Raw genomic sequence first — 14,312 nt, forward strand, 5'->3', positions numbered from 1 at the left:
GCGTGATTGGTCGTGTCGGATCCATAGTTCCATAAAGGTGTCCAGAAGGTGTTGCGATCGGGCGCGGGTTGAGCGCAAGCTACACCGAACTGATCAGGTAGACGCATATGAGCACAGCTCTCTACTCACACGCCGACTGCCATGCACATGTCACGCCGCCGGGGCACCCGGAGCGGGTCGAAAGGCTGGAAGCCGTCGCAGCCGTTTTGTCTGATGATCGGTTTTCAGCCCTTGATCGACGCGACGCACCGATGGCTGATCGGCCAGAATTGCTGCGCTGCCATCCAGAGAGGTACGTCGCCAGGATCGAAGCTGCCATCCCTGCAGAGGGGAGCCGCGCGCTGGACGCCGATACGCACATATCCTCGGGCTCTTGGGCCGCAGCACTTCGGGCTGTTGGTGCTGCTGTTGCGGCCGTAGATGCGGTGCTTGACGATGAGATCGCGAACGCCTTTTGCGCCACACGCCCACCGGGCCATCATGCCGAAGCGGAAAAACCCATGGGCTTCTGCCTATTTGGAAATGCGGCCATCGCTGCCAAACGCGCGCTTGATCAACATGGGTTATCCCGGGTGGCGGTTGTAGACTTCGACGTCCATCACGGGAACGGCACCCAGGATTTGCTCTGGGACGAAGCGCGCACGCTCTTCGTTGGCAGTCACCAGATGCCACTTTGGCCCGGGACCGGCGATCGCGATGAGACCGGCGCTCATGGCAACGTGATGAACCTGCCGCTCAGTCCAGGCACCAATGGCGCTGGTTTCCGAAGGGTCTGGGAGACGCACGGGTTGCCTGCGCTCGACAGCTTAGCACCTGAGCTGATCGTGATATCGGCCGGGTTCGACGCCCATGAGGACGACCCCCTAGCGCAGCTCGCTCTACAGGAGGTGGATTTCGCCTGGATCACGGAAGCGCTTTGCGATCTGGCGGATACTCATGCCGATGGGCGCATCGTTTCGACGCTTGAGGGCGGCTACGACCTGAACGCACTAGCAGCAAGCACTGCTGCGCATGTCGACGTTTTGATGAGGCGCGGGCGGTAAGCAGTCTCTTGCTATCTGCTTCCCGCCTGTCGCATGTGTCTCGCTAAAGCCTGCAAACACCGCATGCACGGCACTTGCAATAAGTCCACCGCCATGCAGTCCCCTATACATGCATACTAGTCGCTGTTCAGTGGGCCGTCAGATAGGTTGCGTCGATCATCACGGTCTTATCTTCGCCATGCTCGGCAGCCAGTCCCGCCATCATCCGGCGAAAGGCCATCCGCAACGACCTGAAAGCATATCCTCTCAATCGAACTAAGGATTGGCGGGGTCTTCTTCATCAAGTTTGGCTTATCAACACTCAAACCGTCGCCAAACAAGTGGTCACTTGAGCCTGTCAACAGCGCAGTCTTCTATCCGTCATTTCTGCTGTCTACGTTGGCCCGAAGCGGCCAATCAAGTCGTGCCAACCAAGTCGCGAAGCCAGATGCCAAGCTGCGCCGCAGAGCGGACCGCCTCGGGATGATCATGGCGGATCACACTGTTCGGCATTCCAGCATGGGTGGCGTCAGCCGGATCTTGCACAATTGTCTGACCCCCCATGTCATGAATGACTTGCGCACCGCGCATCCCGTCTTTCAGCATGCCGGACAGGACAACCGCGATCCCTTGCTCTGCATATTCCGCAGCGAGTGTCATGAACATGGCATCTATGGATGGCCGGAATCCAGACTCCCGAACCACCTCTGAGAGTTGGATTCTGCCGTTTCGAAACAACGCGTGCTGTGCGCCGGGCACGACGTAAATCCATCCCGGCTCCAGCAAATCACCGTCCGCTACCTTTTTGATCTTGAGAGAACTCTGTGCGCTTAAGATTTCCGTGAGCTGAGAAGATGGTTCGCTGTGTACGCCAATCACAATCGGAGCCGCAAAGCCCTTTGGCAACTCGGCGATGAGTTCTCGAATGGCGGTGAGACCCCCAGCCGAAGCGCCGATTGCAACAACGTAGCTATCCCGGTCATGCTGTCTGTCTTGGATTTTCACATCTCTCATTGGGCCACCGTAGACCATGCACGGCTTGCCGCAATGACAGATGTGCTCTCAAACATAGTACCCTAGTAGTTGTTCTTAGTCTGCACTAATCGCTCAATACACCTGAGATTTACGTGTCGCTATGCATTGCCGTCAGCTCGGCGCCCCCTTCAAACCTCAAGGCCAAGTTAAGGGGGCAACCTGGCATAAGAACGATGAAAAGAACGTGTCAGTTGGGATGTTCAGCTACCGTAGCGAGGCGTCAGGACAGGCGTGCCTGGTCCAAACGTTACCAACTATGCGAATGCTAATTGTGCAACGCATGAACTAATCATAAATGAATTTGTGCTCTTTCGCTATGCAGCGAGGAGTTCAAGCTCATGAAAGACTTTACTAGCATGCCTGCTGATGAGACGGGTGGCACCTCGGAGATCATTCAAGTCCTGCATCAAGCGATGGACGCCGTTGTGATGATCGACGAATTCAATAATGTCACATTTTTCAATCCGGCCGCCGAACGGCTCTGGGGGTATTCCAGTCACGAAGTGGTGGGGCAGAACGTCAAGATGTTGGTTCCCGCAGCGATGCAGCAATACCATGATGCCTGGGTCAATGCCAATCGAGATGGCGGCGCAGATAAAATCGTAGGCACAAGTCGCGAGGTCGAGATTCACCGGAAGGATGGGAGCCTAAGATGGGCAAGCCTGTCGCTTTCGAAAGTCATCTCGGACGGACGACCGGCCATCTACACAGCCTTCATGAAGGATGTCACCGAGGAAAAAGCCGCCCGTGAACTGATGACAGCAACCCTAGAACAGACAATCGACGCCGTCGTGATGCTGGATCAGGACAACCACGTCACCTTCTTCAATGAGGCTGCGGAAAGACTTTGGGGCTATAACCGTGACGAGGTGATTGGACAAAACGTCAAGATGCTCGTGCCGCCGGAAATGCGAGTGCATCATGACAGCTGGGTCGACCGCCATCGACACGGCGGGGAAGACAAGATTGTGGGAACAAGCCGGGAAGTTCCGATCCACAGAAAGGACGGATCCGTCGGCCATGGCAGCTTGTCTCTGTCCTGTGTGAAGCTTTCGGACGGATCCAGCCAGTATACCGCCTTTATCAAGGATGTGACTGACGAAGTCATACAGCGCGAGCAGTTCCGTCTTCTGTCGCTGGTCGCGAATGAAACGGACAACTCAGTTATCATCACAGACAAAGACGGATTGGTTGTCTATGTGAACCCGGGCTTTGAACGTCTGACCGGAATTCCGGCGCGAGAGGCCGTTGGCAAGAAGCCAGGCCGAATGCTGCAAGGCCCTGCGACTGACAAAGACACTGTCTCGCGTATTCGCCATAAACTTCAGATGGGCGAGCCCTTCTACGAAGAAATTCTAAACTACTCAAAAAGCGGAGAAGCCTACTGGATCAGTCTCGCGATCAACCCGGTACGTGATGCGAACCGTGAGATCGAGTACTTTGTCTCAGTTCAGGCCAACGTGACAGAGACCCGCCAGAAGTCGATGAACTTCGATGCAAAACTCTCAGCGATTAGCGACGCGACCGCAATTGCGGAATGGTCTAAGGATGGTGACCCGATGGACTGCAATGCGTTTTTGACCAGCCGTAGTGACCGGACACCCCGTCTTGCGGAGTTGCTGAAGGAGGACGATCTCAAGTCTGTTTTGGACGGTAAAACGTTGAGTAAAGAACTATCCTGGCCGACTGAGACGGGAGAAGAACTCTGGCTCGATGCGATCTTTTCCTCAACGCGAGATATGGAGGCCAAGGTTGATCGCGTTATCATGTGTGCGAACGACGCCACGCTCCGTCGTGAGGCAACCGCGCGAAGTTCGGAGGCCATGGCCAACATGCTGAGTAGCATCACCAATCTGGTTGGAGCCATTGGCGGTGTCGCAAAGCAAACCAATCTGCTGTCAGTGAACGCAACTATTGAAGCCGCACGTGCAGGCGATGCCGGAAAGGGTTTTGGTGTGGTTGCGACTGAAATCAGAAGTCTTGCAGGTCGCGTTGGAGATGCCGCCACCCAAATCGATGAATTGATCAGCGAAGGCAAAAACGCACTGCAGAAACTGAAGGGTGATCGGTAAATCAGCAGAGGCACCCTAGGGACGCTGACTTTCCCCGAGGAGCGCACTGGGTCCCATTATCTTTGCCGGCATCACTATCTGCTCAGACCCGCCCGCCACGTCGGTTTACAATTACCATATCTGGAAACCATCGCTGCCAATCGAGATTTCGCAGGTCAATGAGCCATCAACAATACCGCGAGAGCGGTTTCGTCCTCTTCCCGCAGACCGTGAGTTCATGTTCTATAGGTTTTCTCGCGAGTGACGAACGGCAGCTATGCGGGCTGCGACTGCAGCATCCTGGCCAGCTGCCGGATGTCTCCTTAGGGCCGGCCTGTGAGGGCGACCCATCTGCGCTAGATTTCAATGGCTTCCGCGATCGCTAGGGCATCCTCGAGTTCAACACCCAGGTACCGGACTGTGCTGTCCATCTTGGTGTGACCGAGGAGAAGCTGAACAGCACGCAGGTTGCCTGTCTTCTTGTAAATCTGAGTGACCTTGGTTCGGCGCATCGAATGGGTGCCGTAAGCACTCGCTTCGAGACCGATTGACGTAACCCAGTCGCGGAAAATCCTGGCATACTGCCGGGTCGAGATATGCAGGCGCTCGTGGAACCGACCCGGCCACAGGTACTCCGAGCCGACCATAAGTTCATCTTCCATCCATTTCTCGACCGACAATCGTGTGCCTTCCGAAATCTCGAAGCGCACCGATTTCTGGGTTTTGCTTTGCAGGACAGAAGCGCGCTCTTTGATCTGGCCAGAAGCCATGACGTCCACGACTTTCATCTTCACCAGGTCACAACCCCGAAGTTTGCTATCGATGGCCATATTGAACAGCGCGAGGTCTCGGTGGTTCTCCGCCAGTTCAAGTCGAACTCGGATCGCCCAGACGTGCTTTGGCTTCAGTGGCCGCTTTTGGCCGACGATCCGTCCCTTGTTCCAAGCGGGGCGAAGTGCGCGAATGGCTGGTAAGTTTGGTGTTTCCATGACTGATCCTCCGATCCGCCATGCCCTCCCACAACGACAACCCGACGTTGACCAAGACCGTGTATCACAAGATGCTGCGCTGCCTCTGAGTTCGGCTTTGAGTCCACCGCGGAAGTCTTCGATTTTCGCTGCGTGTGCTCGCAGCGCGAAAATCGCTGCATCTGCTTGGTTCATGGCGCTGCGCAGCAGTGGGAACACCGGTCATTGGGGGACGACGCGGCAAAGGTTTCGAGGGTAGGCAAAGCCACCGCACGAGTTGCGGAACCGCAGAGGCGACATGCAGCGCGACCGCGCCGCCATAGGAATGTCCGACGACATGAACCGGTTCGGCGACTTCTTCGATCAGCTCGATGACATGCGCGGCTTCGTGCTTGAGGCGAAAGGCTTTCGATGCGTCGGCATGCCCACGGATTCTCGTTCCAAGAAAGTCGGGCGCGATTAGGGTGGCCTTGCCCTCGAAAACCGAGCCCAGGCTGGACCATTGCGATCCGTCCGCGCCAGAGCAATGCAGCGCCACAACCGGCGAGAGCCGCGTGGCCGCGTTTGAAGCGCGCATGTGCGCGATGTTTTGCGTCAATTCATTCATCTCAACTGCCTTCCCGTGATCGCCGGGTGTTCCGGTGTCTTCGCGCCGAAGGTGCAACGCGCTGCGTCAGATCGGTTTCCCGGCGACGGCATGGAACGCGGGCACCGAGATCGCCTTGATAGCGTCGGCCCGGATCCTGGCTGAGCAGCGCTGTTCCAAGCGCTGGCGTTCGTCCGACGTCAGTTGGTCGATCTCCCAGCGATAACCGGATCCCATCGCGATGGTCCACCAGTCCCGAGGTGTCGCAAGAGGCTGTCGCTCCGGTGCAGGGTGAACTTCCGGCACGACATTTGTGGCAGAAGCGATCACATCTTCGATCGCGTTCCTGCTGGTGAGGCGTTCCCAGGCGCGCAGTGGCTCGGGGATGTCAGGACGCAGAGTGCCGAGTTCCTCCGTAAAGATCGCGGCGCAAGGCTGGAAAGCGTCCTTGCCCCAGAATGTCAGAACCAGTCGGCCACCGGGTCGCAGAACGCGCCAGAGCTCTGTGATTTGCGCCTCAACGTCCTCGACGAAGAAGACCGAAAAGACCGAGATGACAGCGTCAAAAGTCTCTGACGGGAATCTCAGCGACGTCATGTCCATCCGCTCGAAGCGCATGTTCGACAACCTTTGAGCTTTAGCTTTCATGCCGGCGCGTGTGAGCATTGCCTCCGCAATATCGATCCCGATCACCGAGCCGGTCGGACCAACGGTCGAGGCAGCGGGCAGAGCCGATGCGCCGGTCCCGCAGCCGACATCGAGAACGCTCTCGCCCGGTCGCAAACTAGCATGGTGAACGGCCCGGCGCCCGTGTCGGTCCCAGAAACTGAGCGGGGCCAGGTCGAAGTGGTCGGCGGCGGAGTCGTAGGTTGCGGCGACCCTTGAACGCCTGGGATTGCCGAGTAATGTCATGAAGAAGATCCTTGTGGGATGGAGGCCCCGCCGGTGTCAGGCGGGGCATCAGGTGTCATCCTTCCGAACCGGTCGCCACAGGGTGATCGCCCGTCGACCCCCATTCCGCGAACGACCAGTCATAGATGCCGATGCGAGGCGCGGCGATCGCGCGCACAGGGCTGCAATCCCCCGCCCGCGCAACCGTGTTTCTGCTTCAGCCCGTTGCCACCGGTAGATCGCCTGCCGATCCCCATTCCGCCCAGGAGCGGTGATAGACGCGCAGACGCGGTATATCGAGCAAGCGCAACGCAAGATAGCTGTGCGACGAGGCAAGCCCGTTCTGGCAATGCATGATGACGTCGCTGTCCTGGGTAATGCCATACCCTTCGAAATGCGCGGCCAATGCGTCTGCAGGCAGAAAGCGGCCATCCTCGTCGAGGTTCTGCGACCACGGCACGTTGATCGCCCAGGGAATGTGTCCTTCGGCGAAAAGCCTGGGCGGACGCACGTCGATCAGAACCGCGCCGGGCTGACCCTTGTGGGCGAGCACATCCTGCGCGTTGGCGTGGCGGCGGGGCGTGAGCGTGGCCTCGAAGCGAGCGGGTTTGCCCCCGCCCTGATCGCGCGTGACGGTACCGCCGGCGTTCAGCCAACCTGTCCATCCGCCGTTCAGAACCGAGACCTCGCGGTGGCCGAAATACTCCAGCAACCAGAACATCCGCGCGGCATGGAACCCGCCCCGGTCGTCGTAGAAAACGACCCGCTGGTCCTGCGCGATGCCGAGCGCGCCCAGCATCGCCTCGATCTCCGGCACCGGCCGCAGCGCACCCGCCACCGCACCGAATTCGGCGGCGACAGCGTCGGCAGGCAGATGCCGCGCACCTGGGATATGTCCGGCATCGAAATCCTTCTTGGGACGCAAGTCGATCACGGTGCTGCGGTACGCAACTGCCCCCATGGCCTTCATCGCCATGTCCGATAGCAAGCTTTGTGGGTCTTTCAGGAATCGCGGATTCGGGTATCCGTCCGCCAGGGCAAGGCTGATACTGGGGATGCAGGTCGCCGAAACACCCATTGCGAGCATCAGGATGGAACGGCGTGAGAGAGTGGTGGTCATCTGATCAATCCTTTCGTTCAAGCCGGCATCTCAACGAGCCGCAGATAGGGGACTGGGGCCTCCCAGCCGCCCGGAAAGCGAGCGCGCGCCTCGGTGTCGGAGACCGACGAGGCGATCGCCACCTTGTCGCCCTGCTGCCAGTTGGCTGGTGTCGCCAGTTGCTGACGGGCGGTCAGCTGTAGGCTGTCGATGGCGCGCAGGATCTCGTTGAAATCACGCCCCGTCGTCATCGGATAGGACAGCGTCAGCTTGATCTGCTTATCCGGCCCGATCACAAAAAGCGTGCGCGCGGTCGCGTTGTCCATCGCCGTGCGCGCGACCGTTTCGTCTGCCGCCGCGGGCAGCATGTCATAAAGCTTTGCCACCTTCAGATCGACATCACCGATCAGTGGGTAATTGGGCGCATGTCCCGTGGCCGTTCGGATGTCATCGGACCAGCGGCTGTGGTCTTCGACCTTGTCGAGCGACAGCCCGATGATCTTGACACCGCGGCGGTCGAACTCGGGCTTCATGCGGGCCATGACGCCTGCTTCGGTCGTGCAGACGGGGGTAAAATCCTTTGGATGAGAAAAGAGAACGCACCAGGCATCGCCGATCCAATTGTGAAACCAGATCATGCCTTCCGTGGTGTGCGCGGTGAAATTGGGCGCGGTGCTGTTGATCGCCAATGGCATGTCAAATCCTATCGTTAAAGTTTCCGTACGTGCCGGGACCCCCGGCATAGGAGTGATCTACACCGCGCCATCCGGGCGATCCTGAATGTCTTGTGAAAGAGTTCTGAACCGTTCAGGCGGACATCAGTTCGCGCTGCAGGCGCCGGAAGCGCGCGCTCTGCCGGACCGGGCGGAAGCCTTCGTCGGCGTCGATGCTGAAAAAGCCGCGCCAGCCGCGCGACCGCAGGAAGTCGATCCGCTCCAGCGCCGAAGAGACATCGCCGAGCCGCGCAAAGCCCAGGGCACGGTAATACTCCAGCGGGCTGTTTTGATGCGGCAGACTGTCCAGCACGGCACGAGCGCCCTGCGCGTCGCCAAGCTGGGCTAGCAGTGGGCCGAGACCGTAGAGGGCGCGCAGGGCCGCAGGGTCGATCTCCAGCTCTGCGCGGATCTTGCGCAGCGCCCGCTCTGCGTGGATGTGGGCGCGGGCGGGGTCCTGACGCTCCAGATAGCGTGCGGCCAGGAGATCGCCGGTGAAGCCGGCGGAATCGAGATCGGCGGCCCGCACCGCCAGAGCTGCCGCACTGCGATGGTTGCCCGCGGCCATAACGTGGATCGCCGCTTCCAAATGCAACTGTGCGTCGCCCCGCGCCAGCGATAATGCCGTGGCGATCTCGCGCTGTCCTGCGGCCCTCTGCCCCACTGCGATCTGCGCCGCGCCGGTCGCCAAATAGCCTTCAGCATGGTCAGGCGCGCGCCGGATCGCCGCCTCCGCCTCGATCAAGGCGCTGTCGATCAGACCGGTGCCCTCAGACCAGTAGATGTGACGCTTGAGCAGCGCCATGGCGTAAAGCGCCCGGGTTTCGCCATCGTCCGGCGCGAGCGCCACAGCCTGTGAGGCAAGAGCAGTGAAATCCCGCAACGCGCCCTCATAGGCGCGCCCAAGACAGCTTCGCGCCTCCAGACAAAGCGCATATGCGTCGATCGACGAAACCAATCCTTCGGCACGTGTCGTCGTGCCTGACGCACCGGCCTCGCGCAGCAGCGGCGCGGCCAGCCGGTAGCCGCCCCGCGGAATCGTTGCGACCAACTGCCTGTTGTCGAGCTTACGCCGGAGCTCCGAAACCACCTGCGTGAGGCTTTCATCACTGACCGTGACTTCGGGCCAGACCCGATTCAGAAGTGTGTCACGGCTGAAGGTCTCGCCCGGCGCTTCGGCAAAAACCTGCACCAGCCTGATGGCCCGGGGCGAGAGAACCACACTCCGGCGGCCGCGCTCCGCTCGCCGCGAAGGCAGGTCAATCCGCCATCCGTCCAATACCAGAACCATACCACACCACCTGCGCCCAAGAATTTGTGCAACAGTTCTATGCCGATCGAATATCATATGAATAGGCCGTTGCGGTCAAATACACACAGTTGTGAGGGCATGATATCGGTGTGGCGCAGCAGCCCGAGGCACCCCAACGCTCTCGGTACTGCCTATACAGCTTCAAAGTTTACATTATCGAAGCTGGTCGGAGCAGAGGATTGAATTGGAAACCAGCAGTTTTGACATCAACGAAAGCGGCGGCAGCAAAAGTTTGGAAATCCGCGTCTTTCGTGTCCAAACGCCATGCAACGACAGCGTGGCTTGTGCCAGCCTTTCTAAACCAGCCAGCAATGACCGTTTCCGCGACATGGGCTGCAACGCAGCGAGAAGCCCGCCGTATTTGCAAAGCGATGCTGCGCCAGCGAAGGTCGAGTATCCTAGGTCGGTTTTGTCCGGCGCAGCTGTCTTCCGCATCATTGGGTATCGAGCACCTGCAGCGAGCGGCGGGTTCTACGAGCGTACTGCAGCGCTTTAAGGTCGTGACCAACGGCAGCTCCGGGCCGACCTCATCGAAGCGATCCGGGCCTGGTTGCAAGATGCTGCGGGTGCTCTGATGGCGGCAGTGAACCCGTATCTCCCGAATGCTGCGACGCGACGAAAGTCGGCTATGCGCAGCCGCATTTGCCTTACTGAAGAAGTAGTGATCGCAAAGAACAAAACCAGCAATGCAGCTGCTGCGCTGTCCAACCGGTATGGCACCCCCAACTCGGCCGGTCAGCGCGTCATGTTTTGTGAGGCTCAAACATTCTATGCGCCGTTGCGGGCAAACACGAAACACCGCACCAAGCCACACTTCCGCCAAAATCCTGCGCTAGGTGTGAGCCATGCCAATATGGAACATAATCTGGGCAACCTTCTTCGGCGGATCCTGTCTCATCTTCGGGACCTGCGCCCTGTTCGGATACTTTCCCGGGGAAAGTATCGGCGTCAGAATGTTTGCACAGTTGGCCGAAAGGTTCGGTACCATTGAAACGGGCTTGGGCACCCTCTTGGTCGGCCTGATCCTGACCATCTGGATCCTTCTGTCGCGTCCCGGGGTCGCCAATGACGGTGGTATTGGCTGCAACGGTGGGGGCGACGGCGGCGACTGATCAGAGCTCAGCCGGATTTGTCCGACTGCCCCAGTCAAACGCTCTCCATAGAGAGGGGATCAAATCCGACATCTGAGAGAAGCGAGGAACGGCAGCAAGGTCCCGCGGTCCAGACCTCTGTCACCGTTGAAGTCGAGCAGTTACGGCGAACGTCGGCTTTGTGGGCTGCGACGTTTCGGACGTCCCCCAAACTGTGAGTTCCAGATCACCGCGAACACGCAAAGGCAGCAAAAGTCCGGTCTGGCGAAGCTGCGCTGCAGCGCCCAACCATATCGGCAATGGCTGGCTTTCCGCCAGCGCCGGGCCCTGCGACTTCCACATATCGATGCGCTTCTACTCTGAAACTGAGGCCACCGTTCGATTGCGCTCTATGCGGTCGAAAATCTCGGCGTTCTCCGCAGCCCACCTGCAGAGGAAGCGGACGGGTTCGTGCAGCCGCCACCCCAGTTCTGTCAGTTCGTATTCGGTTTTCGGAGGAACAACGCGATAGACCTCTCTGTGAACCAGACCATCCGTTTCCAGCCTCCTCAGGGTCTGAGACAGCATCTTTTTCGAAATGCCGGGAATGCGCCTTTGCATTTGCCCATAGTGATGTGTGCCCGACGCAAGGCAGAACAGTACAATCGGGGTCCACCGACTTGCAATTAGGTCCAGAAGACGCCGTGATGGATAGCGCTCATGGAAGACAGCCTCGTCTACCGATGTTTCTTGAGGATCGGATGGGTGTGGATGGTCGGCCATGGCTGCCTCTTTCAGGTTACCTCAGGGTGACTACTACCTCTGTTGTTACTTTGATGATAGGCCTGACGAGGATCACTTCGAGGCAGTTTACCATGAGTTCGGACTCACCCTTCTCGGCGGCCGTGGTCGGCGGTTCGGTAGGTGGCTTGGCGGCCGCCATCGAACTGCGTGACCGGCTACAAGCTGACGTCGCCGTCTACGAGCGCTCAACGGGTCAGATGCAGGCGCGCGGCGCTGGTGTGGTGATGCAGCCCGAGGTTGATGCGTTGCTAAACCGGATCGGGGTGAGCACGCGTTCGATATGCGTCGAATTGCGCGAGCGGGTTGGATTGGCGCGGGACGGCGGCGCGCAGGCAAGCCCGGCACCGCAGCTAATGACAGCGTGGGACACGCTGTACCGAACCTTGAAAACTCATTTGGGTGCCGATTGCTATCACCAAGACAGCCGTTTGACGGCACTATCGCAGGACCAGCATGAGATCGCGGCGACCTTCGCCAGCGGGCACTCCGTGTCGGCAGACATCCTGATCGCGGCAGATGGGGTGAATTCAGCCGCACGGCATCTGCTCTTAAGTGCAAAGGCAGATGCAAGATATACCGGCTATGTTGCTTGGCGAGGGTTGGAAGATGAAACAACTCTGCCATCTGCTTTGGTCGACGCACTGGCCGGGCGGTTCACCTCCTTTATGCATCCGGGCATGCAGATGCTATGCTATCTCGTACCCGGTGCGGATAGCTCAACCGAACCTGGACAGCGGCGGGTCAACTGGGTCTGGTATGTGAATACACCCGAGGTCGCGTTGGACCGGTATCTAACCGGCGCTTCGGGAACACGCTATCGCTCGTTTCTGCCCGCGGACGACATGGACATGAATGTGGTCGAAGAGATGGCCGAGACGGCTGCGCGCACTCTGCCCGCACTGTTCCGGGATCTTGTCGAAGCATCGCATCTGTTCATGCAACCCGTACAGGATGTAGTGCCCCAAGCGCGCATACATGGACGGGCCGTTCTAATTGGCGACGCGGCGGGCACTGTCCGCCCACACACGGCTGCCGGAACCTCAAAGGCATTCGGGGATGCCACTTTGCTGGCTGAGACGTTGAAGGACTGGCGTTCGGAGGATGCACTTCCCACGGACATCCTTGACCGATGGGCCGCGATCCGCGACCGGGACCTGCAGGTGACGGCGCAACGAGGCTACGCCCTCGCCGCACGCTCTGGTCTGGGACGGGCCTAACAAGGAGCACCAATGTTCTGTCCGAATGGGGACCGCGCCATAATCGATCTACTGCGTTACCGGTCCGATGCTTGATACTCCGCCAATGTGTCGATCCGAAGTACTCGAAGCTTGAGCAGACATTCGCAGTACCAATCCGAAAGTACGCTTTTATCCCGCAATCCTAATCTCCGGAGATTGCACTTTTTTCGCCTGCGGCTAACGGCAGGTTTGACGGGCCCCACCGCAGCATCAGCTTGACCAGGGGAGCAGCAGAAATGGCAATATCGTTGACTCTGCTCTCTTGGGTGCCTTATCGCTGACGTCATGGTGAAATCGTTCTTCGCATCGCAGGACTATTATCCTGAGCTTCGATAGCTGCGGGTAATTCATCATTTATTTTCCGCTGCCCCTGACAGCGGTCAACATACAATCGACCTTGTGCTGGGACGGCACACTCGAAGGTCGAAAAATGAATAACAACAGCAGAAGTCAAAACACGTCGCTTGGCATCGTGGGGTTCGGTGCATTCGGACAACTTGCAGCACGTCATCTCGGCCAGCATTTCAAAGTATCGGCTTATGACCCGTCCCCGGGCCTTGCCAGTGTAGCAAAGCAACTCGGAGTGCCTCTCGCATCGTTGCGCTCGGTCTCACAGGCTGATGTGATCCTGATTGCCGCACCGGTATCTTCGTTTGAGCAAGTTGTCAGCGAGATCGCGATTGCTTGCAAACCTGGCGCACTGATTGTCGATGTTGGCTCTGTCAAAGTAGGTCCCGCTGAAATCATGCGGCGGCTACTACCAAAACACGTGGACATCATTGCAACTCATCCGTTGTTCGGTCCTCAGAGTGCTATAAATGGTATTGAGGGCCTGAAAATTGCGATCTGCCCCATCCAGGGAAAACAACATGTGAGGCTGGCTGCGTTCTTACGCAATGCGCTCGGTCTGACAGTCATAATGACGACACCGGAGGATCACGACCGCGAGGCAGCGGTTGTCCAGGGCCTCACGCACCTCATTGCCAAAGTGCTACTGAGAATGGGACCGTTGCCAACGCGCATGACAACGAAGAGCTTTGACTTGTTGTCTGAGGCGATTTCTATGGTTCAGCATGATGCGCCGGAGGTATTTGAAGCGATTGAGAAAGCCAATCCCTATGCCGGGGTCGTGCGACGACGGTTCTTTGACTTGGCTACAAGTATGAGTGTTGAACTGGAATCAGCATTGAGAACATCGCCCCACAACAAAACTGGACAATGATGGAGTAGAATCTAGGGTGAGCTTCGTCTGCGAACAGCGCGTTTTAGCAGCTCCTATTTTTGCGCTTGCAGCGAATGGCAGCAAAGCGGGCTGCGACCGCAGAATCAGGACAAGGTTCTGAGAGTCCGGTTTGGGTCGTCCTCAACGTTGGTTCCCGCGACCAAGCCTGCTTACATGATACAACACCGCATGGCGGCTTTAGAGCACAAAATCACCAATGCTGCGGTCAAGTCAAATGTCTGCTCGCCTTACAGACGGCAGCTCTCGCCTCGATTTCCTGCAGCCATGTCTCACCACAGAT

At 58.5% G+C, this 14,312-nt stretch carries 13 protein-coding genes and 1 pseudogene; 5 read left to right on the forward strand and 9 right to left on the reverse strand.

Translation table 11 applies throughout. The features are described from left to right. Positions 1-107 precede the first annotated feature (107 nt). A complete protein-coding gene (locus tag MUB52_RS23300; RefSeq protein ID WP_263846557.1) occupies positions 108-1,043 on the forward strand; it encodes a histone deacetylase family protein in 936 nt (311 codons plus the stop codon). A 130-nt stretch (positions 1,044-1,173) separates the two neighbouring features. Here MUB52_RS23300 and MUB52_RS23305 read toward each other — a convergent pair. Then, positions 1,174-1,257 (reverse strand): annotated as a pseudogene (locus MUB52_RS23305) (IS5/IS1182 family transposase); the annotation flags it as partial. A gap of 182 nt (positions 1,258-1,439) precedes the next feature. Next, positions 1,440-2,036, reverse strand: coding sequence for a chemotaxis protein CheB (locus MUB52_RS23310; protein ID WP_263846558.1), 597 nt, complete (start codon positions 2,034-2,036; stop codon positions 1,440-1,442). A 359-nt stretch (positions 2,037-2,395) separates the two neighbouring features. On the opposite strand from MUB52_RS23310, the gene MUB52_RS23315 reads away from it, so the two are divergent. After that, positions 2,396-4,129, forward strand: a complete 1,734-nt coding sequence (locus MUB52_RS23315) for a PAS domain S-box protein (protein ID WP_263846559.1) — start codon at positions 2,396-2,398, stop codon at positions 4,127-4,129. A 335-nt stretch (positions 4,130-4,464) separates the two neighbouring features. Here the strand turns inward: MUB52_RS23315 and MUB52_RS23320 are convergent, their stop codons facing one another. From MUB52_RS23320 to MUB52_RS23345, 6 genes are all read right to left on the reverse strand, one after another. Beyond that, positions 4,465-5,097 (reverse strand): tyrosine-type recombinase/integrase, encoded by a 633-nt coding sequence (locus MUB52_RS23320; protein ID WP_263846560.1) that lies wholly within the window; start codon positions 5,095-5,097, stop codon positions 4,465-4,467. A gap of 64 nt (positions 5,098-5,161) precedes the next feature. After that, positions 5,162-5,683: an alpha/beta fold hydrolase gene (locus MUB52_RS23325; protein ID WP_263846561.1), complete on the reverse strand. Its 522-nt coding sequence runs from the start codon at positions 5,681-5,683 to the stop codon at positions 5,162-5,164. A gap of 66 nt (positions 5,684-5,749) precedes the next feature. Next, positions 5,750-6,574, reverse strand: a complete 825-nt coding sequence (locus MUB52_RS23330) for a class I SAM-dependent methyltransferase (RefSeq protein ID WP_263846562.1) — start codon at positions 6,572-6,574, stop codon at positions 5,750-5,752. Positions 6,575-6,770: 196 nt separating this feature from the next. Further along, complete coding sequence (locus MUB52_RS23335) at positions 6,771-7,673, reverse strand: sulfurtransferase (protein WP_263846563.1); 903 nt, start codon at positions 7,671-7,673, stop codon at positions 6,771-6,773. 17 nt (positions 7,674-7,690) lie between these two features. Beyond that, positions 7,691-8,347 carry a peroxiredoxin gene (locus MUB52_RS23340; RefSeq protein ID WP_263846564.1) on the reverse strand — a complete coding sequence of 219 codons (657 nt, stop codon included), beginning with the start codon at positions 8,345-8,347 and terminating at the stop codon, positions 7,691-7,693. A 112-nt stretch (positions 8,348-8,459) separates the two neighbouring features. Next, positions 8,460-9,656: a winged helix-turn-helix domain-containing protein gene (locus MUB52_RS23345; protein ID WP_263846565.1), complete on the reverse strand. Its 1,197-nt coding sequence runs from the start codon at positions 9,654-9,656 to the stop codon at positions 8,460-8,462. Between the two features lie 974 nt (positions 9,657-10,630). Here MUB52_RS23345 and MUB52_RS23350 point away from each other — a divergent pair. Next, positions 10,631-10,789 (forward strand): hypothetical protein, encoded by a 159-nt coding sequence (locus MUB52_RS23350; protein ID WP_263846566.1) that lies wholly within the window; start codon positions 10,631-10,633, stop codon positions 10,787-10,789. A 333-nt stretch (positions 10,790-11,122) separates the two neighbouring features. Here the strand turns inward: MUB52_RS23350 and MUB52_RS23355 are convergent, their stop codons facing one another. Beyond that, the gene (locus MUB52_RS23355; RefSeq protein ID WP_263846567.1) at positions 11,123-11,530 is read right to left on the reverse strand and encodes a winged helix-turn-helix transcriptional regulator; all 408 of its coding nucleotides are present in this window, start codon (positions 11,528-11,530) and stop codon (positions 11,123-11,125) included. Positions 11,531-11,622: 92 nt separating this feature from the next. Between MUB52_RS23355 and MUB52_RS23360 the strand changes: the two genes are divergently transcribed. After that, a complete protein-coding gene (locus MUB52_RS23360; RefSeq protein WP_263846569.1) occupies positions 11,623-12,768 on the forward strand; it encodes an FAD binding domain-containing protein in 1,146 nt (381 codons plus the stop codon). A 451-nt stretch (positions 12,769-13,219) separates the two neighbouring features. Continuing rightward, the gene (locus tag MUB52_RS23365) at positions 13,220-14,011 is read left to right on the forward strand and encodes a prephenate dehydrogenase (protein ID WP_263846568.1); all 792 of its coding nucleotides are present in this window, start codon (positions 13,220-13,222) and stop codon (positions 14,009-14,011) included. The last annotated feature ends 301 nt before the right edge of the window (positions 14,012-14,312 follow it).

The sequence above is a fragment of the Roseobacter sinensis genome, assembly GCF_025755255.1.
Lineage (GTDB): Bacteria > Pseudomonadota > Alphaproteobacteria > Rhodobacterales > Rhodobacteraceae > Roseobacter > Roseobacter sinensis.